We start from the raw sequence: 21,410 nt of genomic DNA on the forward strand, positions 1-21,410 counted from the left end.
CCGCGGCTTTTGCCGTCGTGACGGGTTCAGGGCGTGAGCGGGGTCCTGGGGCCCTCGTCGCGGCGCGGCGGGTGGGGCTGCTGCGACGGCGGGTCGTCGCGGATCACCTCGCCCTGGACGACCTTTCCGTCCGGCCGGTGCATCCGGGCCTGCTGGAACACGTCGCCGAGGCTGCCGGGCTGCTGCACGGCGTTCATCCGGCGCTCCAGGGACTTCTCCGCGTACCGCCCGAGCGTCGCGCGCACCGGGGGCAGCAGGACCAGCAGGCCGAGTACGTCGGAGATCAGGCCGGGCAGGATCAGCAGCAGGCCGCCCAGCATCACGAAGCCGTTGCCCGAGCCCTTGCGGCCCTGTTCCGCGGCCGGGTCGTAGGCGCCGCCGCTCTGCTGCTGGCGCTGGATCGTTTCGCTCAGGTTCTTGAAGGCGCGGCGCCCCGCCCTCTTGATGACGGCTCCGCCGAGCACGACTCCGCCGACCAGCAGCAGGAAGACGGTGAGTCCTCCGGCCGCGCCGCCCACGAGGGTCAGCAGCCAGATCTCCAGCACCAGCCAGGCGGCGATGCCGAGAGGTACGAACGTACGGGCGCGCGAGCGCTTGCGGGCGGTCGTCGGGGCGGGCGGGGGCGGGGTGCCGGTCGTCATGCCCCCAGTGTGCCTGGCAGGGCGCCTGAACGGCGTAAAGAGCGCGTGAGTACGGGGAGGGGAGCGCGAGGGCGGCAGAGGCCCGCAGAAGGGCGCTGCGGGGGCCTGCCGCCGAGGAGCGCTACAGGGGCCTGCGGCCGAGGAGCTTGTTGGCGCGCGTGCCGACGCCCCAGGCGGTGACCCGCCACAGGGCCTCGACCAGGATGTCGTTGCTCATCTTCGACTCGCCGATCTCGCGCTCGACGAAGGTGATCGGCACCTCGACGACGTGGAATCCCGACTCGACGGCGCGGCGGGCCAGGTCGACCTGGAAGCAGTAGCCCTGCGAGGCGACCTCGTCGAGGCCCAGGCCCTCCAGTGTCTCCGCACGGAAGGCGCGGTAGCCGCCGGTGACGTCGCGCAGCGGCACGCCCAGCAGCATCCGGGAGTACAGGCTGCCGCCGCGGGAGATGAACTCGCGGGACTTCGGCCAGTTCACGATCCGGCCGCCCGGCACCCAGCGCGAGCCGAGCACCAGGTCGGCGCCCTTGAGGGCGGTGAGCAGGCGGGGCAGTTCCTCGGGCTGGTGGGAACCGTCGGCGTCCATCTCGACAAGGACTCCGTAGCCGTGATCGATGCCCCATCGGAAGCCGGCCATGTAGGCGGCGCCCAGGCCTTCCTTGCCCTTGCGGTGCATGACGTGGACCTGGTCGTCGGCCGCGGCGAGCTCGTCGGCGAGCTTTCCGGTGCCGTCGGGACTGTTGTCGTCGGCGACGAGGACGTGCGCTCCGGGGACGGACTCCCGCACCCGCGCGACGATCGGCTTGATGTTCTCGGCCTCGTTGTAGGTCGGAATGATCACCAAAACACTGCCGAGCGGGCCGTAACGCTTTTGACCGCCGTCGTTCACTGATGCCCCTTTTCACGCCCGTACACAGAGGAACCACCATAGCGAGCGTGCAAGGACAGGGGGTCGAGGGCCCGTCCGGGAGGTGTCCTGCGATCTGCGGATGGGGGCCCGGCGTCCTTCGGGCCGACCAGGTGCCCGCCGGCTGCGGACATCCTCGCCGTTGTCTACTGAACGCCGGGGCCCTACCCGGGTCGCACCGTCGGACGGAAAAAACCTTCCCTCGCCCCCGAGGCGCGGGCGCTGAACCTGGCTCCCGGGAGGGTGCGCCGTGTGGCGCGCCTCCCATGACCCAGCGGCGTTCGACGACTGCGTGGAAGATTTCCGGCCGGACGTTTCGTGGTGGACCCGGCCGAACCTACCCGCCGGTGGCCGCTTTCTGTCAACACCCGTGCGACCTGCGGTGTTTGCCGGCCGTTCGTCAAACCACCAGGTCAGTGCAGAGACGGCGGAGAACCGCCCGGCAGCCCGCGGGTCACCGATCGGCGGTACGCGACCCGCCGCGCATCACGCGTTCGGCCGTACGTACACGGTGTGCCCGGCGACCACGGTGCGCAGGCAGACGGGGAGTTCGGCGCCCGGCGTGAGGTCGGGGAGCCCGGGCGTGCCGGAGCGCGGGTCGGTGGACCAGCGGGCGACCCGGTCGTCCGGGGCCTGCACCACCAGGTCGCCGGTGTGCCAGATCGCGTAGTCGGCGGGTGCGCCGGGGACCAGGGTGCCCGCGTCGTCGCGGCCGATCGCCCGCCAGCCGCCGCGGGTGTGGGCGGTGAAGGCGGCCCGTACGGAGACCCGGTGCCCGGGGGTGCGGTGGAAAGCGGCGGCGCGGACGGTGCCCCACGGGTCGAGCGGGGTGACCGGGCTGTCGGAGCCGAAGGCGAGCGGGATCCCCGCCTTGAGCATGGCGGCGTACGGGTTGAGGGTGCGGGCCCGGTCGGCGCCGAGGCGCTGGGCGTACATGCCCTCGTCGCCTCCCCAGGCGGCGTCGAAGGCGGGCTGTACGGAGGCCGTGAGGCCGAGGTCCGCGAAGGCGGCGATGGTGCGGGGGGTGAGCATCTCGGCGTGCTCGACGCGGTGGCGGGCGGCGCGCACGCGCGGGAGGCCGACCTTGTCGGCGGCGGCCCGGACGCCGTCGGTGACCGCGGTCAGGGCGGCGTCGCCGATGGCGTGGAAGCCGGCCTGGAGGCCCGCCTCGGTGCACGCGACGACGTGGGCGGCGATCGCGGCGGCGTCGAGGTGGGCGGTGCCGGTGTGCGGGGCATCGGCGTAGGGCCCGTGCAGGCAGGCGGTGTGCGAGCCGAGCGAGCCGTCCACGAAGAGGTCTCCGGCCGCGCCGACGGCGCCGAGCTCGCGGATGCGCCGGGCGTCCTTCGCATTCGCGACCTGTTCGGCCCAGTAGCCGAAGACGCGCGGTCCCCGCTCGTCGGCGGCCAGTCGCAGCAGTCCGACGAAGTCGTCCTCGTCGGAGATGTCGGGGCCCGCGCACTCGTGGACGGTGCCGATGCCGAGCGAGGCGGCCCGGGCGAGCGCGGCGCGCTGGGCCGCGGTCCGCTGGGCGGGGCTGATCGCCCCGTGCGCGGCGGCGCGTACCGCGTGGTGGGCGGCGCCGGTGAGCGGCTCGTCGGGGTGATACCCGGTCAGGCCGGTGATGCCGGGAACGAGGTCGAGCAGGGCGGCGCTGACGACCGCCGAGTGGACGTCGACGCGGGGCAGGTAGAGCGGGCGCCCACCGGCCGCGGAGTCGAGCTCGGCGCGCGAGGGATGGCGCCGCTCCGGCCAGCGGGAGGCGTCCCAGCCGCCGCCGATGAGGACTTCGCCGTCCGGGCGGGAGGCTGCGTGGGTGCGTACGAGTGCGAGCGCCTCGTCCAGGGTGCGGGCGGCGGACAGGTCCAGACCGGTGAGGGCCAGGCCGGTCGACGTCGTGTGCACGTGTGCGTCCGTGAACGCCGGGGTGACGAGTGCCCCTTCAAGGTCGAGCACCTCGTCGACGCCGCTCGCGAAGGCGTCGGCCGCTCCTTCGGAGCCCACCCACGCGACATGCCCCCGCTCGACGACCATCGCGGTGGCGAAGGGGTCGGCGGGACTGTGGACCTCACCGCCACGCAGCAGCACGGTGCGGTCGGCGGAGGTGGTGGGAGAAGAGGGGACGGTGCGCTCGGTCATGGGGACCAGTCTCGCGCAGCCCGCCGGGCGCTCTCGACCAGGCCCCCGGAACACGGAGCCGATGCCCCTATACGCGGGGCGGGCGCGCCTCGTACGGGGTGGAGAGGACCACGGTGGTGCGCGTGGACACCCCGGCGAGCGTGCGGATCCTGCTGAGCAGGTGCTCCAGTTCCAGGGGGGTGGCGACGCGCACCTTGAGGATGTAGTTCTCGTCGCCGGCGACGCTGTGGCAGGCCTCGATCTCGCTGATGCCCGCGAGCCGGTCCGCGATGTCGTCCGGAGCGCTGGGGTCGAAGGGCGCCACCGAGATGAACGCGGTGAGCGGCAGGCCGACCGCCTCGGGGTCCACGACCGCGGCGTACCCGCGGATCACTCCGCGCTGTTCCAGCCTGCGGACCCGCTGGTGCACCGCCGAGGTGGACAGGCCCGTGGCCTTGCCCAGGTCGGTGTAGCTCATCCGCCCGTCCTTGACGAGCAGGTCCACGATCTGACGATCCAACTCCTCCATGGGCCAAGAACCTACAGGGCGCAGGGGCGCCCGGGGCACCTGAGCGCCATACGTCTTGCCTGCTGGAACAGCTGGTATCAGGCGCACCTCTTCGAGGTGTCCGGCACGCATCTGCGCCGGGCATGTGACGAAGGCCACATACCTGTGGCCGTGTCCTCTCCTCTTGTGCGGTTATCGCGCAGGCGCGCAGGGAAGTGCTTGCTGTGGTCGAGGCCGCAGCGCCTTGTCGGCCCACCTCTAGGGGGAGAGTCTCCATGCAGAGCCTGAAGCGCACCGGACAGACCGAACCGGAACCCGACTCCGTCGATTCCTTCGACAGCGGCGAGTACACCGGTTCCGACTCGTACGACACCTTCGAGATGTACCGGGTGATCTGCCCGGACTGCACGCAGCCGATCGCACTGCTCGCGGACGAGGACGTCCTCCCGGAGCACGCCAAGTGCCCCACCCCGTGGAACCCCTTCGGCCTGACGGCCTGTGCGGGTACGGGGCGCCCCGCCGCCGACGCGAAGCCGGCGGACGAGACGCGGGAGGTGGCGGAGCAGGACACCGCACTGCTGCTGACGCTCCCCCAGGGCCTCGACTGGCGGACGCAGCCCTTCTCCCACGTCGGTGGCCCGGGGTCGCGCCCGGTGAAGGTGCCGCAGCAGCGCGCCGCGTAACTCCCGTCGCCGGGCGGCCTGTTCACCGAGCAGGCCCGTTCCGCCGGCGCCCTGTGCCGCCGGTGCCCCGGTGCCGTCGGCGTCCCTGTTCCGTCAGTACCCCTGTTCCGGCCAGTACGTTCCGCGCACCATGGCTTCCAGCGACGGCCGGTGCAGGATGAGCGCGTCCGGGTCCTCGGGGATCCGGACCTCGCCGAAGTGCACCTGCCGGTAGGCGATGCGGAGCATGACGACCGCATGGCGCAGGGCGGCGTACAGGGTGTGGAACTCCATGTCGCGCGGGGTGTGGCCGGTCAGCCGGGCGTACCGGCTCTCGATCGCGTCGCGGCGCAGGAAGTCCGGCAGGCCGCGCTGCCCGAAGGAGACCGTGAGGTCCTGGAAGAAGCGGTGCAGGTAGACGGTCCAGCCGAGGTCGAGTTCGCGGGGGCCCAGGGCGGCCATTTCCCAGTCGAGCACGGCGGCGGGGGTGAACCCGTCGTAGATGATGTTGCCGATGCGGGCGTCGCCCCAGCACAGCACCGCCTCGCCCTCGTCGTCGGGCCAGTGCGCGTCGAGCCAGTCGAAGGCCTCCTCCATGAGGGGCGAGCGGGGCAGTCCGTCGACGACCCATTCGTAGTAGGTCTGCTGTGCCGTCACGTGGCGGCGCAGCGGGGTTCCTTCGACGTCCGGGAGCAGGAATTGCGCTTCCTTGGCCGGGAATTGACCGTGCAGGCGGGCGAGGATGCCGATGCTGGCGGCTTCCAGCCCTGCGCGTTCGGCGTCGGTCGCTTCGTACAGCCAGTTGCCCTCGTACGTGTAAGGCATGACGTCGGGCGGTACGCGGCCCTCGGCGCGGGCCATCACGAAGAAGGGCGCGCCGAGCGGTGCGGGGTCCTCCTCCAGCCACAGGACGCGCGGCACAGGCAGGTCGGTGTGCTCGCCGACGAGGCTCATGACGCGGTGCTGGCGCGCCATGTCGTACACGGGGAAGACGGTGTACGCGGCCGGGTCGGCGGCCAGCCTCAGTGCGCAGCCGGTGACGGGGGCGTCGGGGTGGTCGAGTTCGAAGAGCAGGGTCTCGCTGGACATGCCGTTGGAGCCGGGGACGCGGACGTCGGTGACACGTGCCCCCGGCAGGCGCGTGTCCAGCCATGCGGCGAGGCGGCGGCCCAGGTCCTCGGGGTCGCGGGTGGTGGTGCGGGGGCGCGGTGCGGTGGCCATTTCCGTACTCCTCTACGAGAGCTGTGAGCCGTCGGCGAACCGTGTGAGGAGTCCTCTCTCAGGGCGCGGTGGAGTCGTATCCGGTGAATCCGCTGGGGTCGTGGCGGCCGAAGCTGCCGTGCTCGAAAATGCCGTATCCGGTACGGCCGCCCAGTGTGAAGCGGGCCGCGTGGTCGATCACGCCGTACGCCGCCATGGGGTGGGCGGTGGGGTCGGACAGGTCGTAGGCGCGACGGTCGGTCCAGCCGCGGCCCTGCCAGCTGCCGTGCTGCCAGTCGGTGGCCGGCGGGTAGCCCGCGCCGACGGCGAGCGGTGAGGAGGCGAGGATCTCGACGCCGAGTTCGAGGGGCTTACGGTCCTGGTCGGTGAGGTGGACGACGGCGCGTTCGGGGTGGCGGGTGCCGGAGCGGTAGGTGATGTCGGTGTCCGGCCAGCCGAGTTGGACGTCGCGGGCGCCGTTGCGGACGAGCAGCGCCTCGTTGAGGGTGCGGTGCCCTTCGGCGTCCTCCTGGGCGATCACCATGACGAAGCGGTCGTCGAAGCGGGCCGGTATCCAGAGCCAGTGGAAACCCTCGGGGCGGTGTTCCTCGGCGGCCCGCCCGCCGTCCTCGCCGGGGATGGGGCGCACTCCCCAGCTGCGGTCGCGGGTTCCGGTCCACTCCCCCGTGGCGAGGCGGATCTGCTCGCCGCCGATGTGGATGACGCCGGAGCAACTGCCCGCCTGGACGAAGCGGCGGCCTTCGAGCATCAGCCGGTCGCCGCGGTACTGGACGTGGTGGGGTTCCCAGACGGCCGGGAAGTCGGCTGTCCAACTGATCTCGTACGAGAGCGAGTCGGGGTCGGCGGGGTCGGCCTCGCAGGTGAGGGTGAAGCGGCGCAGCGGTTCGTCGACGGTGATGCGCAGAGGGCCGACGGAGAGGTTCATGCGGTCGTCGGTGAGGGCGTCGGACGCGCGCACCGCGTGCAGGGTGTCGCCGACGCGGAGGGTCGCGTAGGCGTCGATGACACCGGTGTTGGGGTAGACGCCGAGACCCGCGACGAGGAGGGCGCGGCCGGTGTGGTCCACGAAGTGGAAGATGCAGCGGTCGTAGGCGTTCCGGTCGCCGGTGGCGACGTGTTTCATCGACAACGGGGCCTGGTGGATGGGGTATTCGTCGAGCGCGATGGGGCGGTCGTCGGGCACGGCTCCTCCTGGCGGGCGCGGGCGTACGTGCGTACGGCGTACGGGTGCGGCGCGGAGGGTGCGACCCCGGCAACCTTTCTGACGGTACGTCAGGGAGTGGGGCGGGAGCCAGGGTGCGGGGCGGGGAAGGTGGTCGCTGGGCGCGGGCGCAGCGGTGGGAAGGGCACTGCCTGCGGCGCAGTTCCCCTACCCGCCCCTTCCCGAAACCGCTGCGCGGGGCGGGTGGGGGCAGATGTCCGGGGCTTCGCCCCGTGCACGGCTGCGCCGCGCGTCCTCACACGCCGGACGGGCTGAAGCAGTCAGGGGCGCGGGGAACTGCGCGGCCGACCACCACGCACCCGCACGCGCCCCGCCCCGCCCAGGCGGGCAACCACCCCACCGCCCCCACGCTCAGCGGGTCTCAGGACCCGCCAGGTGCCGTGCGATCACCATGCGCTGGATCTGGTTCGTGCCCTCGACGATCTGGAGGACCTTCGCCTCGCGCATGAAGCGTTCGACCGGGAAGTCCAGCGTGTAGCCGTACCCGCCGAGCACCTGCACCGCGTCCGTGGTGACCTTCATCGCCGCGTCCGTGCAGAAGAGCTTCGCCATGGCCGCCTGGCGCGAGAAGGGGAGGCCGGCGTCGCGCAGCCGTGCCGCTGCCAGGTAGAGCGCGCGGCCCGCCTCGATCTGGGTGGCCATGTCGGCCAGCATGAAGCGCAGCCCCTGGAAGTCCGCGATGGGACGGCCGAACTGCCGCCTGTCCGTGGCGTACGAGAGCGCTTCGTCCAGGGCCGCCTGTGCGACGCCGATCGCGCAGGCGGCGATGCCGAGGCGGCCGGAGTCGAGGGCGGACAGGGCGATGGCGAAGCCCTGGCCCTCCTCGCCGATGCGGCGCGCGTCGGGTACCCGTACGCCGTCGAAGTGCAGCTGCGCCGTGGGCGAGCCCTTCATGCCCATCTTCTTCTCCGGGGCGGCGGCGCTCAGGCCCTCCGCGTCGCCGGGGACGAGGAAGGCGGTGATGCCGCGCGGGCCCTCGACGCCCGTACGGGCCAGGACAGTGTAGAAGTCCGCGATGCCGCCGTGGGTGATCCACGCCTTCGTACCGGTGATCACCCAGTCGTCGCCGTCACGGACGGCCTTGGTGCGCAGCGAGGCCGCGTCCGAGCCGGAGGCGGGCTCCGAGAGGCAGTAGGCGCCGAGGAGGCCGCCGCCGAGCATGGCGGGCAGGTGGGCGGCCTGCTGTTCCTTCGTGCCGTATCCGGCCAGGCCGTGACAGGCGAGGCTGTGCACGCTGACGCCCAGGCCGACGGTCAGGCGGGCCCCCGCGAGCTCTTCGAGGACCTGGAGGTAGACCTCGTACGGCTGGTCGCCACCGCCGTGCTCGGAGTCGTACGGCAGGCCGAGCAGCCCGGATTCGGAGAGGAGGGAGAACACCTCGCGGGGGAAGTGTCCCGCGTCCTCCTCGGCTGCCGCCTGCGGAGCGATCTCCCGCTGGACCATGTCGCGTACGAGCGCGAGCAGGTCGCGGGACTCCTCGGTGGGCAGCTGTCGTTCCACCGGCTGCGGGGCGCGGTCGGACATGGCGACGCTCTCCTGACTTCTCGGGCCCTGTCGGGCGCGGCGGCGGGCGCACGCACAGGGTGTGGCGGCGCCGCCGGGTGTCTCAACTCCAGACTGCGGTACCACTCCGGGTTACGGAAGCGGACGATCCGGTGCTGTGGCGGCTGAGTATGCCCGATCGGATCCGTTCCGTCACCGGTCAAAAAGCCGCAGGCCGGGCAGGCCGGGGCGGTGTTACGCGACCGTGTCGTGCGCCCCGTCGCAGGCCGTGCCCCCGGCTGCCGCACCACCCCTGTCGTCCGCCGTTCCGCGGGCCCCGTCACCCACCGTGCCGTCGAGGGACGGAGCCGGGCATTCCGGTACGAGTGCGGCGACGGTCTCCAGGGTGGCGCTCAGCAGCATGACGAGGAGATCGCAGACCTCTTCCTGAGGCAGCGCCGGATCACCGATCCAGTCGAGTGTGATGCCCTCGACCCCGGACATCCAGCCGAGCAGCGCGAGCCGGGCCGTCGGGGGGATGTCGGCGCGCCCGTACGCACCCTCCGCGAGGGTGGCCATCAGCTGCTCGCGCACGGTGTCGCGGATCGACTGGACCTCGACGTCGAAGCCGACGCCTCCGGTGACGATCGTCCGGTACGCGGCCTGGTGGTGGCGGGCGTAGTGCAGATAGCCGTCGACGGTGTGCCGGACCCGCTGCGTGCGCGGGAGTTCGGGGTGGCTGACGGCCCGGGCGACGAGGTCGGCGACGGACTCCTCGACGACGGCCAGGTAGTAGCCGCGCTTGTTGGTGAAGTAGTAGTAGATCAGCCCCTTGGCGACGCCCGCGTGGCGTGCGATGTCGTCCACCGACAGGGCGTCGTAGGACGTGTCGGCGAACAACTTCCTTCCTGTTGCGATGAGTTCGGCTCTGCGCGCCTGGGATTTACCGGCGGTTCCGCGCTGTTGACTCTTATTCAAATTAGGCCCTAGTCTCCCAGTCCGGAAGGATGGCCCCGCAGTATTCCACGGGCCTCCCTCCGCTCCTCATGCACTTCCCCTGCGAAATCTCGCGACGTACGGGAGGAACCGGTGAGCGCAGCAAAGAGGCCCCCGGAGCAACTGGCCCCCGAGGGCAGAACGGGCTGGCGCAGAACCGCCGTGATGGCCGTGCCGGCCGTCCTCGCGGTCGGCGTGATGGCGTCGATGATGGCCCAGGGCGCGCTCGCCGCGTCGTTCGCCGTCTCGGGCACCAGCTTCCAGGTCTCCTCCGGCAGGCTGACGAGCAGCGGCCTGTCGTCGTACGTGCAGACCGACCGGTCCGTGGACGGCAAGGGGCATCCGGTCGCCCTGCTCGGCATCGGCAACGCCCGGCTCTCCGACATCTGCCAGTCGGCAGAGGTCAAGACCCCTGTCGGCACCGTGGTGTTCAAGCTGACGGCGGGCGGCGAAGCGGGCGAGGTCACCGCCAGCAACCTGATCATCGACGGCGAGGACCTGACCGGTGACGCCCACTTCGGGACGGCGCAGATCGGCCGGGACGCCTCCACGCTGGACGCGGTGGCGGGGGTCAGGGGCGAGGCGGGCAAGTTCGGGCTCCAGGCCGGGAACATCGAGGTCGCCGGAGTGCGGTCGCACGCCTGGTCGGCGACGGGCGGGAACTTCCGGCTGAAGGGCCTGAAGCTCGAAGTGGGCCTGGACGGCAAGAAGTGCTTCTGAACGGGCTTGCGGGCCGGGCCGGACGTGCGGTCCGGGGCATCCGAACGGGTCTGGACATCCGGCCGCGCCGGGACGCCCGGCCGGGTCAGGACATCCGGCCGGGCCGGGACGTCCAGCCGGGTCAGGACGTCCGGCCGCGCCGGGGTCCGCGGTCCGGCCTCGGAGGTTCCCGCCGCCGCCTGCTCAAAGAGGGCCGGCTGGACGAGAGGCTGCCGTGGCCGGAGCGGCGGCGCCGGTTCCGGTCCTGGCGGCGCCGGCGGCCCTTCTGGGCGGGGCTGTTACTGGCACTGGCGGGCGCAGAGCTGCTGCTCGTACCGCTGTCGCCGCTGCCGATCATGGTGAGCCTGGGACTCGGCGGGCTGGCGGCGCTCGGCATCGGGCTCGCGCTGATCGCGGCGGCCCTCTTCCTGTGGTTCCTGCCGCACACCCGGCACTACGTCAGCGTCAACGCGCTGATCCTGTCGGTGCTTTCGTTCGCGGCGACCAACCTGGGCGGATTCCTGGTGGGGACGCTGCTGGGGATCGCGGGCAGCGCGATGGGCTTCGGCTGGACCCCGGTGACCGGACCCGGGACCCCCGCGGCGGATCCCGCCGACGGAGAGCGCAGGGCGCCGACGGTGCGGGAACACCGGGGGCCGCGCACCCTGGCGGTGGCGCTGCCCGTCGTCCTGCTGGTGGCGATCGGGGCCCCCGCGCAGCGGGCGGCAGCGGCTGCGGCCGAGCCGCAGGCTCCTCGGACACCGCCCACGGTCACCACGACGCGCTTCGCCCCGGACGGCTTCCTGATCGCCGGGGTGAAGGAGGTCCGGACCGTGGACGGCCCGCTCAAGGTGATGGTCCTCAAGATGAGGGCCGCGTCCCTCACCGACTACGAGCTCCGGACCCACGACGGCCGGGACGAACTCTCGCTGGGCGCCGACAGCCTGGACCTCAGCGGCGACGTCACCCTCTATCTCACCAAGTTCAGCGGGTGCTTGCAGGGGATGCTCTGTCTGACCTTCACCCCGGACGGGCTGCCCGTGCCGCCTGTGGTGCCGCCCTTCGTCTACATGACGGACGTCAGCGCCGAGCAGGCCATGGTCACCTCGGACTCGATCGACGCCTTCGGGCTGCGGCTCGGCGCGTCCTGAGGAGTCACATCAGTCCGGCGCCGGTGACGAACACCGCCACGACGACGACCAGCGCCCAGCCGAGCACGTGCTCCAGCAGCTTGGGCCCGTCGAGATCGTCTCCGGGGCCGCCGGTACGGGCGCGCGAGCGGGCAGAGAAGGCGGCGGAAACGGCGGAAGCAGCAGTCATCGGATCTCGCAGAGCAGGAGAGAAAAGCGGAACAGATCCCTCCACAGTGCCAGCGGCTCCGGCCCCGGCACACATGACGTTGGTCACTGCCCCGGGGCCGGAGAGCCGTCTCAGCGGATGCCTACGGCCTCAAGAGCCCTGCGCTGCACGGGTGTCGCGCGCACCGGCCAGAACAGGTAGCAGACGCCCCCTGTGCCGGAGACCACTTTCCCGCTGGCGTTGTACCGCTTGGTGCGCAGCCAGATGTTCTCCCACTCGCGCCTCTTGTAGACGCGGCGGACGGCTTCGTTGGTGGGGGACGCCGGATCGTTCGCGATCACGTCGCCCGCGGCGGTGAAGCCGATGACGGTCATCAGGTGGCCCGAGGTGCCGTAGCCCGCCCCGGTGAGCTCCTCCTTGAGGAACGACTGCGACGTGATGGCGGGGATGCCCGCACGGACGAGGAGCGTCAGGTCGTCCAGCGATCCCAGCCGGGTGACCACCGCGTTCATGTCCCGGTACGTCGCCGCGTACGCGGCGTTGAAGGGCCAGTTGCCGCAGCCCTCGTACTGGTAGTCGTACGTCTGCCGGGCCGCGTGGCACACCTGGGGGTCCGCGTACGCGGGGTTCACCCAGGCCATGTCCTCGGCGGTGGGCCCGCGGCCCCAGTACTCCAGGATCATCGTGGCGGAGGTGGGGCTGCACCACGCCTCTCCCCCGTTGTCGTACTCCGGGTACTGGCCGATGTGGATCTCCTGCGAGTGGCGCGGCACCCGCAGCTCGCGGGCGCGGCGGGGCTCGGACGCCGGGACGGTGAACCGGTCCGGCACGTCGGAGGCCATCGCCCCGAGCCGCCACACGGTGGGCGTTCCGCCGCTGCCCGGCAGCCGGTGCAGTACGAGCCGCAGCTGATAGCCGACGAGCCGGGTGCCGGCGGCCGGGTCGGCGACCGCGACGGTGTCGGTCGAGACGCTGCTGCGGCCGTCGCCCTGGCCGTCGACGGAGGTGCGCCGGATGTCGGCGTCGCCGGCCGCCCAGCGGCCCATCACGTACCAGGGGGTGCGCGACCCGTCGGCGTACACGGCGCACAGCTCGACGGCGATCCAGGTGCCGGGCGGGGTGTCGGCGTTCCAGGAGGCGACGATCTCGGTGGCGGGCACGCGGCTGAGGTGCGGCGGAGAGGTCCACACGGCGTACTCGTAGGTGCAGGTGCGCCCGGTGTGCGGGTCGAGGTAGGCCGTCAGCCCGTCGGGAGCGCCGATGGCCAGGCCGGGGCGGCGGCCACCGACGACGCGGGTGCCGGGGCCCGTGCCGGAGCGCCAGTCGGTGTACGTCGTCCAGAAGTGGTTGTCGACGGGACAGTCCTCCTCCGGGGCGCGTACGGACGCGGACGCGGCGTCCGCAAGCACCGGTACGGCAGCGGCGGCGAGCGCGGCGGCCAGTACGGTCCTGCGCGCGGCGGGCGGCAGATCGGATCTGGTCTTGTCGGGTCTGGTCACGGTCGGGGACCCCCGGTCGAAAAGTCGCAGTCGGATGCGGATGCGGACGGGCAATCGGATGCGGGTGCGGGTGCGGACAAGCAGTCGGACGTCGAACGAACGCGGTCCGCGCAGGCGGTATGGCTACCCCGCCGGAGCACCCGGCACCCGGGCCCCGGAGCTCGGATGCGCCCCATACTGCGACCCCCCGCCCCGCGGCCTGCGGCGGCGCGCTGACCGCACCCCTCATAGGGTGGCCCGAATGAACAGCACCGCCCCGCCCACACCGCTGGCCCCTCTCGCCGCACGGCTCCGCACCCTGCCGCCGTCCTGCGGTCCGGTGCGGCTGATCGCCGTGGACGGCCACGCGGGCTCCGGCAAGAGCACCTTCGCCGGGCGCCTGGCGGACGCTCTGGGCGGGGCGCCCGTACTGCACCTGGACGATCTGGCGAGCCACGCGGAGCTGTTCGCCTGGACGGACCGGCTGCTCTCCCTGGTGACCGGGCCGCTGTCGCGGGGCGAGTGCGCGCGGTACGCGCCGTACGACTGGACGCTCCGCCGCTTCGGGCCCGAGGTGCGCGAGCTGCCGCCCGCTCCGGTCGTCCTCATGGAGGGCGTGGGGGCCGGCCGACGCGCGCTGCGGCCCCTCCTCGCCCATCTCCTGTGGATGGATCTGGACGCCGAGCGGTCCTGGCAACGCGGCCGGGAGCGGGACGGAGCCGGGCAGTCCGCATTCTGGGACGGCTGGACGGAGGCCGAGACGGAGCATTTCTCGGCGGACCCGTCCCGTCCGTTCGCCGACACCCTGGTACGGCAGTTGCGCGAGGGTTACGAGTGGCATCAGGGAACCCCCGCGACCGCATGAGCGAACCGATACGTCACCGAGCGTGACTACCTGCCCCAACCCTGTGGAACGGCCGGAAAACCTCCCCCGCGAGTGCCCCAACTCCGCTTGACCCAGGGGGCGTACAGGTCTTACGTTCTCATTGTGCGGCTTTCCGGAGCCGCCCGCAGACACGAAGCCCCCGGTTGTTCCCCCGTGATCGGGGGCTTCGTTCTGCCCTCTCCTGTCATTCCGGGGCGCACAGAGGCCTCTTTCGCTCACCCAGGGTCACCATCCGCGCAGGCCTCGCGGCACCCTTATTTCCCTGCCCCCTGCCCAGGTACGATGCCCTTCGGTGCGGTCAATTCCCGTCCGGGACACAGCGGTTCGGGCAAGTGCCAACGGCATACGGCCACTGGCACACGCCCGACGCACATCACGGGGGGCACGGTCTGTGGGGGACGTGATGGACTTCGGCACGCAGGGCACGCGCGCCCCGGCCGATCTCGCCTGGCTGCGCGGCGTGGACGCCTACACCATGGGGGCGTATCCGCAGGCGGAGGAGGAATTCCGGACGGCGGTACGGCTCGATCCGGGGATGGCGGACGGCTGGCTCGGCCTCCACGCCCTGCGGATCGAAACGACGACGGCGCTCTTACGCATGTACCGCCACCGGGAGCGGTTCGGCGAGCAGCGCGCCAGGCACCGCAGGACACTCAACTCCTGGTACTGGCTGGGCTGGTGGGTGCAGCCGGTCCTTGAGAGCCCGCGGGACCTGCTGCTCGCGCACGCCTCGCACTGGCTGGACGGACGCCACGTCCCGGAGCTGGACCGGGCGCTGGCGGATCTGCCACCCGTGGACACGGATCAGCAGGTGCGGTTCCTGCACGCGTGCCGGGCGTATCTGGTCAAGGACTGGGACCAGTTGGTCCGGCACACGGACCCCCTCGTCGACGATCCGCTGCTCGGCATCGAGTCGGGCCTGTTCGGCGGGATGGCGCGGGTCAGGCTGGAGATGTTCGGCCAGGCGGAGCCGCTGCTGTCCGCCTCCTTGATGCGCTGCCGCAGCGAACAGCCGCAGCGCAAGGAGCTGCGCTACTGGCTGGCCAGGGCGCACGAGGGCACCGGGCGCTCCGCCGCCGCGCTCCCCCTGTACCGGGCCGTGCACCGGGTCGACCCGGCCTTCATGGACACCGCGGCCCGGCTCGCGGCGATCTCCGAGGGCGACGGCCTGGACGGGTACGACGAGTCGGCGGCCGGGCTGGCGACGGTGGCGATGGCCAGCCAGGATTCGGCGGAGTCCCAGGGCGAGTTCGACTCCCTGGAGGGCGGTGGGGAGCTACGGAAGGGCGGCGACGGCCAGCTGCCGTTCGGGGGCGTGGTGGAGCCGGGCCCGCCCACGGGCGTACGGGAGAAGGCGGGGCCGCCGCTGCCGGTGGGACTGCCGCCGTTCCCGGCCGGGCCTTCCGATCCGGCGCTCCTGGAGCAGGCGCTCGGGGAGCTGGACCGGATGGTCGGAATGGAGCCGGTGAAGCGCCAGGTGCGGGCGCTGTCCGCCCAGTTGAACATGGCGAGGCTGCGGGCCGGGCAGGGGCTTCCGGTCCAGCCGCCGAAACGTCACTTTGTCTTCTCCGGTCCCTCCGGGACGGGCAAGACGACGGTCGCGCGGATTCTGGGACGGGTCTTCTACGCACTGGGACTGCTGGGCGGGGACCATCTGGTGGAGGCCCAACGGGCGGACCTGGTGGGCGAGTTCCTGGGCCAGACGGCGGTGAAGGCGAACGAGCTGATCGACTCGGCGATGGGCGGGGTGCTCTTCGTCGACGAGGCGTACAGCCTGGCCAACTCCGGCTACAGCAAGGGCGACGCGTACGGCGACGAGGCGCTGCAGGTGCTGCTGAAGCGGGCCGAGGACAACCGGGACCACCTGGTGGTGATCCTGGCGGGCTACCCGGAGGGAATGGACCGGCTGCTGGCCGCCAATCCCGGTCTGTCGTCGAGGTTCACGACCCGGGTCGACTTCCCGAGCTACCGGCCGCTGGAGCTGACCAGCATCGGCGAGGTGCTGGCCGGGGACAACGGGGACGCGTGGGACGAGGAGTCCCTGGAGGAGCTGCGGAGCATCAGCGGGCACGTCGTCGCCCAGGGCTGGATCGACGAGCTGGGGAACGGGCGGTTCCTGCGGACGCTGTACGAGAAGAGCTGCGCCTATCGGGACCTGCGGCTGTCGGGGTACGCGTCGACGCCGACGCGCGACGACTTGTCGACGTTGCGACTGCCGGATCTGATGCAGGCGTACGGGGAGGTGCTGTCGGGGCGGGGGCCGGTGGGAAGGGGGGAGGGCCAGGGATAGGCCCTGTGCGGGCGGTGGGTGGTGCGGGTTGCCTGCGGCGCCGGCCACCCACCCGCACCCACCTCTCCGCTACCCCGCCAGTACCCCCGCCTCCGACTCCACCCTCGGCTGAGCAAGCTGTGCAGACACCGGTGCCGCCTGCACAGCGACCCGGTGCGCCGGGTCCCGTACCTCTCCCACCAGCATCTCCAGCACGTCCTCCAGGGCGACTAGGCCCAGGACCCGGCCCGACGCGTCCGCCACCTGCGCCAGGTGCGTAGCCGCACGGCGCATCACCGACAGCGCGTCGTCCAGCGGGAGTTCGGCCCGCAGCGTGGTCATCGGGCGCCACACCTGCTGCGGGACCGCCCGGTCCGTCTCGTCCAGGTCGAGGACGTCCTTGACGTGGATGTACCCCATGAACGCGCCCGCGGGGCCTGTCGCGCAGACCGGGAAGCGGGAGTAGCCCGTGCGGACCGTCAGCTCCTCGATCCGGCGCGGGGTCACCGACGGGTCGACCGTCACCAGGGTCGCCCGGCGCAGCAGTACGTCCGTGATCGGGCGGCTGCCCAGCTCCAGGGCGTCTTCGAGGCGCTCCTGTTCGCCGGGTTCCAGCAGGCCCGCCTGTCCCGAGTCCTCGACCAGTCGGTTGAGCTGTTCGCTGGTGAAGACGGATTCGACTTCTTCCCTGAGTTCCACCCGGAACAGCTTCAGAACCATGCGGGCGCACCAGCCGAGCGCCGCGGTGACCGGACGGCACAGCCGGGCGAAGCCGACCAGGCCGGGGCTGAACCACAGGGCGGTCCTCTCGGGGGCCGCCATCGCCAGGTTCTTCGGCACCATCTCGCCGATGACGAGGTGGAGGGAGACGACGACCGCGAGGGCGATCGCGTACCCGAGGGGGTGGATCAGCCCGGCGGGCACGTGGGCCGCGTGGAAGAGCGGCTCCAGGAGGTGCGCGACCGTGGGTTCGGCGACCGCGCCGAGCGTCAGCGAGCAGACGGTGATGCCGAACTGGGCCGCCGCCATCATCTGCGGCAGGTGTTCGAGCCCGTACATCACCTGCTTGGCACGGGCGGAGCCGCTCGCCGCGAGGGGTTCGACCTGGCTGCGGCGCACGGAGACGAGCGCGAACTCGGCGCCGACGAAGAAGCCGTTGGCCAGGACCAGGAGCAGCGCGAAGAGGAGTTGGAGGGCGCTCATCGTGCGGCCTCCGTGAGCTGCTTGGCACACGGGGCGGCAACCGTGCGCACCAGGCGCACGCGCTCCGCCCGGTAGCGGTCCACCTGCCGTACGGAGAGCTTCCAGCCGGGCAGTTCGGCCCGGTCACCGGGGGCCGGGATGCGGCCGAGCAGGTCGGCCACCAGGCCCGCCACCGTCTCGTACGGGCCGTCGGGGACGTCGAGTCCTATCCGGCGCAGGGTGAGCACCCGGCAGCTGCCGTCGGCCTCCCAGGACGGGCTGCCGTCGTCCGCGGGGGCGAGAGCGGCCAGCTCGGGCCGGTCGGCGCCCTCGGCGTCGTGCTCGTCGCGGACCTCGCCGACGAGTTCCTCGACGATGTCCTCCAGGGTGACGACGCCCGCGGTGCCGCCGTACTCGTCGACGACGACCGCTATCGGCTGCTCGCTGCGCAGCCTTTCCAGGAGCTGCTGCACGGGCAGCGTCTCCGGTACGAGCAGCGGCGGCACGACGATCCGGCCGACGGGCACGCGCATGCGCTCGTGCGCGGCGACGGCGAGCGCATCCTTGAGGTGCACCATGCCGACGATCTCGTCGATGCGCTCCCGGTAGACGGGGAAGCGCGAGAGACCGGTGGCCCGGGTGAGGTTGAGGACGTCGGCCGCGGTCGCGGACGACTGGAGGGAGCTGACCTTCACGCGCGGCGTCATCACGTGCTGCGCGGTGAGGTGTCCGAGGGACAGGGTCCGTACGAACAGGTCGGCGGTGTCCTGCTCCAGCGTCCCGGCGCGTGCCGAGTGCCGGGCCAGGGAGACGAGTTCGCCGGGTGTGCGTGCCGAGGCGAGCTCGTCCGTCGGTTCGACGCCCAGAGCCCGTACGAGGCGGTTGGCAACGGAGTTGAGGAGGGAGATCACCGGCCGGAACACGGTCGAGAAGCGGTACTGCGGGCCGGCCACGAAGCGGGCGACCTGGAGCGGCTTGGAGACCGCCCAGTTCTTCGGCACGAGCTCGCCGATCACCATCTGCACGGCGGAGGCCGCCAGCATGCCGATGACGACGCTGATGCCGGAGACGGCGCCCGCCGGTATCCCGGTGGCGGTCAGCGGCCCGTCGAGGAGCGCCGCCAGCGCGGGCTCGGCGAGCATGCCGACGACGAGGGAGGTGAGGGTGATGCCGAGTTGGGTGCCGGAGAGCTGGAAGGACAGCTCGCGCAGGGACTTCACGACCGTACCGGCTCGTTTGTCGCCCGCCGCGGCGGCGCGTTCGGCTTCGGGCCGCTCCACCGTGACGAGGCCGAACTCGGCCGCCACGAAGAAGCCGTTGGCGAGGATCAGGAGGAATGCTGCGGCAAGCAGCAGAATCGGGATGGTCATGCCGCCGCCTCAAGAGGAGCAGTGGGAGCTTGAGGTGAGGGGGCGGCGCAGGTACTGCCGGACGATCCGTCCATTGCTGGAGGGAGTCACTCCTTGGGTCGAAGGTGCGACCCCGCGGGCCACGAGGGCCGTACTGAGCGGGGTGGGGCGCACTTGGCGCCCCACCCCACAGAGTAAACAAGACTGCCCGTGCGGCGGCAGGGGCTCAGCCGGTGAGTATCCGTACGCCGGGACCCGGGACCGGCGCGGAGGATCCGGTCAGTCGCTGTGCGTGCCCCGCGCCTCGACGAGGGCGCGCAGGGCGCGGGCGTCGCGGATGGCCTGCTCCTTGGCGATGCCGGGCTGGATGCCGAGGGCGGGCAGGCTGGTGCCGTCACTGAGGTCCAGGAACACCCAGGCGTCGCCGGGGCGCAGGTTGACCTTCAGGATCTCGGCCCATTCCAGTCGCCGCTTCGTCGTGAGGTTCACCACGGTGACGCCGGATTCCTCGGCGACGACCTTGGGGCGGCTGAGCAGCAGCAGGACGGCGAAGAGGAGCGCGCCGGTGAAGATGAAGCTGAGCCGCTCCCCCGGGCTGAGCATCTCCAGCATCAGGCCGACCGCCGAGACCACGGCGAACAGCGCCACCCCCACGGTCAGCAGGACCGCCCGGGTGCGGTTCGGCCGGAAGGTGACCGGGAGGACGGGGAGTTCGGGCTGCGACACGGCGGACGGCATCCTTCTGCGTACGTGTAAAGAGGCGGGGCCGGAAAAGGCGGAGGGGCGCGGGCGTCAGAGCCGGCAGGCGTGGATGGCCGTGGTGAGGATGGCGCGCGCGCCCAGCTCGTACAGGTCGTCCATGATCCGCTGGGCTTCCTTGGCGGCGACCATGGAGCGGACCGCGACCCAGCCCTCGTGGTGCAGCGGGGAGATCGTCGGGGACTCCAGGCCGGGCGTCAGGGCGACGGCCTTCTCCAGGTGCTCCACCCGGCAGTCGTAGTCCATCATCACGTACGAACGGGCCACCAGGACGCCCTGGAGGCGGCGCAGGAACTGCTGGACCTTGGGGTCGTCCGCGTCGGCGCCGGTGCGGCGGATGACGACGGCCTCGGACTTCATGATGGGCTCGCCGATGACTTCCAGGCCCGCGTTGCGCAGCGAGGTCCCGGTCTCGACGACGTCCGCGATGATCTGGGCGACGCCCAGCTCGATGGCGGTCTCGACGGCGCCGTCCAGGTGGACGACGGAGGCGTCGATGCCCTCGTCGGCGAGGTGCTTGGCAACGATGCCCTCGTAGGAGGTGGCGACCGTCATGCCGGTGAAGTCCTGCACGCCGGTCGCGGTGCCCGGGCGGGTGGCGTAGCGGAACGTGGAGCGGGCGAAGCCGAGCTGGAGGATCTCCTCGGCGTTCGCCCCGGAGTCCAGGAGCAGGTCACGGCCGGTGATGCCGATGTCGAGCTTGCCGGAGCTCACGTAGATCGCGATGTCCCGGGGGCGGAGGTAGAAGAACTCGACCTCGTTCTCCGGGTCGACCAGGACGAGCTCCTTGGACTCCTTGCGCTGCTGGTAGCCGGCCTCATGGAGCATCGCCGACGCAGGTCCGGAGAGGGAGCCCTTGTTCGGGATGGCGATGCGCAGCATGAGGTCAGCTTCCTTTGGTGCGAAGGGAATTGCGGAGCGGTGGGAAGTCGTGCTCAGAGGTGGGCGTAGACGTCGTCGAGCGAGATCCCGCGGGCGACCATCATCACCTGGACGTGGTACAGCAGCTGCGAGATCTCCTCGGCGGCGGCTTCCTTGCCCTCGTACTCGGCGGCCATCCAGACTTCGGCGGCCTCCTCGACGACCTTCTTGCCGATGGCATGGACGCCCTTGTCCACCAGCTCGGCGGTGCGGGAGGTGGTGGGGTCGCCGTTGGCGGCCTTGAGCTGGAGCTCGGAGAAGAGCTCTTCGAAAGTCTTGTTGGCCATGATGGTCCTTAGGGTACGGGGTGCCGGTCCGGCACTCAGCGCCAGGGTTCGGCGACCGTGCGCAGCGTGGTCGCGGTGGCGACGGCGGCGGTGACGGCCTCGTGGCCCTTGTCCTCGACGGAGCCGACGAGTCCGGCCCGGTCGAGGGCCTGCTCCTCGGTGTCGCAGGTCAGCACGCCGAAGCCGATGGGGACGCCGGTGTCGACGGAGACCTGGGTGAGGCCCAGCGTGACCCCCTGGCACACGTACTCGAAGTGGGGGGTACCGCCGCGGATGACGACCCCGAGGGCGACGATCGCGTCGTAGCCGCGGCCCGCGAGGACCTTGGCGACGACGGGGAGCTCGAAGCTGCCGGGGACCCTGAGCAGGGTGGGCTCGTCGATGCCCAGCTCGTGCAGGGCGCGCAGGGCGCCGTCGACGAGTCCGTCCATGATCTTTTCGTGCCACTGGGCCGCGATCACCGCCACCCGCAGGTCGCTGCAGTTCTTCACGCTCAGTTCGGGTGCGCCCTTGCCGCTCACGTC

21 protein-coding genes are annotated in these 21,410 nt (G+C 71.8%); 5 read left to right on the forward strand and 16 right to left on the reverse strand.

Features of this window, described 5'->3' with window-relative positions; translation table 11 throughout:
• Positions 1-26: 26 nt before the first annotated feature.
• From fxsA to ACWGIG_RS12760, 4 genes are all read right to left on the reverse strand, one after another.
• Entirely contained in the window at positions 27-641 is a 615-nt protein-coding gene (gene fxsA / locus ACWGIG_RS12745) for an FxsA family membrane protein (protein WP_453321571.1), read from the reverse strand.
• Between the two features lie 121 nt (positions 642-762).
• Complete coding sequence (locus ACWGIG_RS12750) at positions 763-1,530, reverse strand: polyprenol monophosphomannose synthase (RefSeq protein ID WP_453321572.1); 768 nt, start codon at positions 1,528-1,530, stop codon at positions 763-765.
• Between the two features lie 504 nt (positions 1,531-2,034).
• Entirely contained in the window at positions 2,035-3,687 is a 1,653-nt protein-coding gene (locus ACWGIG_RS12755) for an amidohydrolase (RefSeq protein WP_453321573.1), read from the reverse strand.
• A 67-nt stretch (positions 3,688-3,754) separates the two neighbouring features.
• Positions 3,755-4,195: an Lrp/AsnC family transcriptional regulator gene (locus tag ACWGIG_RS12760; protein ID WP_453321574.1), complete on the reverse strand. Its 441-nt coding sequence runs from the start codon at positions 4,193-4,195 to the stop codon at positions 3,755-3,757.
• A gap of 254 nt (positions 4,196-4,449) precedes the next feature.
• On the opposite strand from ACWGIG_RS12760, the gene ACWGIG_RS12765 reads away from it, so the two are divergent.
• Complete coding sequence (locus ACWGIG_RS12765) at positions 4,450-4,857, forward strand: hypothetical protein (RefSeq protein WP_453321575.1); 408 nt, start codon at positions 4,450-4,452, stop codon at positions 4,855-4,857.
• A gap of 93 nt (positions 4,858-4,950) precedes the next feature.
• Here ACWGIG_RS12765 and ACWGIG_RS12770 read toward each other — a convergent pair whose 3' ends face one another.
• The 4 genes from ACWGIG_RS12770 to ACWGIG_RS12785 form a co-directional block, all read right to left on the reverse strand.
• On the reverse strand, positions 4,951-6,057 hold the full coding sequence (locus tag ACWGIG_RS12770) for a phosphotransferase family protein (RefSeq protein WP_453321576.1): 1,107 nt from the start codon (positions 6,055-6,057) through the stop codon (positions 4,951-4,953).
• A gap of 58 nt (positions 6,058-6,115) precedes the next feature.
• On the reverse strand, positions 6,116-7,240 hold the full coding sequence (locus ACWGIG_RS12775) for a hypothetical protein (RefSeq protein WP_453321577.1): 1,125 nt from the start codon (positions 7,238-7,240) through the stop codon (positions 6,116-6,118).
• Between the two features lie 390 nt (positions 7,241-7,630).
• Positions 7,631-8,803 carry an acyl-CoA dehydrogenase family protein gene (locus tag ACWGIG_RS12780; protein ID WP_453321578.1) on the reverse strand — a complete coding sequence of 391 codons (1,173 nt, stop codon included), beginning with the start codon at positions 8,801-8,803 and terminating at the stop codon, positions 7,631-7,633.
• 213 nt (positions 8,804-9,016) lie between these two features.
• Positions 9,017-9,739, reverse strand: coding sequence for a TetR/AcrR family transcriptional regulator (locus ACWGIG_RS12785; protein WP_453321579.1), 723 nt, complete (start codon positions 9,737-9,739; stop codon positions 9,017-9,019).
• Positions 9,740-9,922: 183 nt separating this feature from the next.
• On the opposite strand from ACWGIG_RS12785, the gene ACWGIG_RS12790 reads away from it, so the two are divergent.
• The gene (locus tag ACWGIG_RS12790; protein ID WP_453321599.1) at positions 9,923-10,477 is read left to right on the forward strand and encodes a DUF6230 family protein; all 555 of its coding nucleotides are present in this window, start codon (positions 9,923-9,925) and stop codon (positions 10,475-10,477) included.
• Positions 10,468-11,607 carry a DUF6114 domain-containing protein gene (locus tag ACWGIG_RS12795; protein ID WP_453321580.1) on the forward strand — a complete coding sequence of 380 codons (1,140 nt, stop codon included), beginning with the start codon at positions 10,468-10,470 and terminating at the stop codon, positions 11,605-11,607. Before ACWGIG_RS12790 ends, ACWGIG_RS12795 begins: the two co-directional genes overlap by 10 nt.
• A 4-nt stretch (positions 11,608-11,611) precedes the next feature.
• Here ACWGIG_RS12795 and ACWGIG_RS12800 read toward each other — a convergent pair whose 3' ends face one another.
• Both ACWGIG_RS12800 and ACWGIG_RS12805 read right to left on the reverse strand, forming a co-directional pair.
• On the reverse strand, positions 11,612-11,776 hold the full coding sequence (locus ACWGIG_RS12800; protein WP_453321581.1) for an SCO1431 family membrane protein: 165 nt from the start codon (positions 11,774-11,776) through the stop codon (positions 11,612-11,614).
• Positions 11,777-11,886: 110 nt separating this feature from the next.
• On the reverse strand, positions 11,887-13,254 hold the full coding sequence (locus ACWGIG_RS12805) for a peptidase C39 family protein (RefSeq protein ID WP_453321582.1): 1,368 nt from the start codon (positions 13,252-13,254) through the stop codon (positions 11,887-11,889).
• Between the two features lie 241 nt (positions 13,255-13,495).
• Here ACWGIG_RS12805 and ACWGIG_RS12810 point away from each other — a divergent pair, with 241 nt between their 5' ends.
• A complete protein-coding gene (locus ACWGIG_RS12810; protein ID WP_453321583.1) occupies positions 13,496-14,098 on the forward strand; it encodes a uridine kinase family protein in 603 nt (200 codons plus the stop codon).
• A 424-nt stretch (positions 14,099-14,522) separates the two neighbouring features.
• Positions 14,523-16,409 (forward strand): AAA family ATPase, encoded by a 1,887-nt coding sequence (locus tag ACWGIG_RS12815; RefSeq protein WP_453321584.1) that lies wholly within the window; start codon positions 14,523-14,525, stop codon positions 16,407-16,409.
• 69 nt (positions 16,410-16,478) lie between these two features.
• Here the strand turns inward: ACWGIG_RS12815 and ACWGIG_RS12820 are convergent, their stop codons facing one another.
• The 6 genes from ACWGIG_RS12820 to ribH form a co-directional block, all read right to left on the reverse strand.
• Positions 16,479-17,591 carry a hemolysin family protein gene (locus tag ACWGIG_RS12820; RefSeq protein ID WP_453321585.1) on the reverse strand — a complete coding sequence of 371 codons (1,113 nt, stop codon included), beginning with the start codon at positions 17,589-17,591 and terminating at the stop codon, positions 16,479-16,481.
• Positions 17,588-18,940 carry a hemolysin family protein gene (locus tag ACWGIG_RS12825; protein ID WP_453321586.1) on the reverse strand — a complete coding sequence of 451 codons (1,353 nt, stop codon included), beginning with the start codon at positions 18,938-18,940 and terminating at the stop codon, positions 17,588-17,590. Before ACWGIG_RS12825 ends, ACWGIG_RS12820 begins: the two co-directional genes overlap by 4 nt.
• 258 nt (positions 18,941-19,198) lie before the next feature.
• Positions 19,199-19,657, reverse strand: a complete 459-nt coding sequence (locus tag ACWGIG_RS12830; RefSeq protein WP_453321587.1) for a PH domain-containing protein — start codon at positions 19,655-19,657, stop codon at positions 19,199-19,201.
• Between the two features lie 54 nt (positions 19,658-19,711).
• The gene (gene hisG / locus ACWGIG_RS12835) at positions 19,712-20,560 is read right to left on the reverse strand and encodes an ATP phosphoribosyltransferase (RefSeq protein ID WP_453321588.1); all 849 of its coding nucleotides are present in this window, start codon (positions 20,558-20,560) and stop codon (positions 19,712-19,714) included.
• 53 nt (positions 20,561-20,613) lie between these two features.
• Positions 20,614-20,886 carry a phosphoribosyl-ATP diphosphatase gene (locus ACWGIG_RS12840; protein ID WP_389248687.1) on the reverse strand — a complete coding sequence of 91 codons (273 nt, stop codon included), beginning with the start codon at positions 20,884-20,886 and terminating at the stop codon, positions 20,614-20,616.
• A gap of 35 nt (positions 20,887-20,921) precedes the next feature.
• Complete coding sequence (ribH, locus tag ACWGIG_RS12845) at positions 20,922-21,407, reverse strand: 6,7-dimethyl-8-ribityllumazine synthase (RefSeq protein ID WP_362427573.1); 486 nt, start codon at positions 21,405-21,407, stop codon at positions 20,922-20,924.
• Positions 21,408-21,410: the final 3 nt, after the last annotated feature.

This window comes from Streptomyces sp. NPDC054863, from assembly GCF_053610825.1.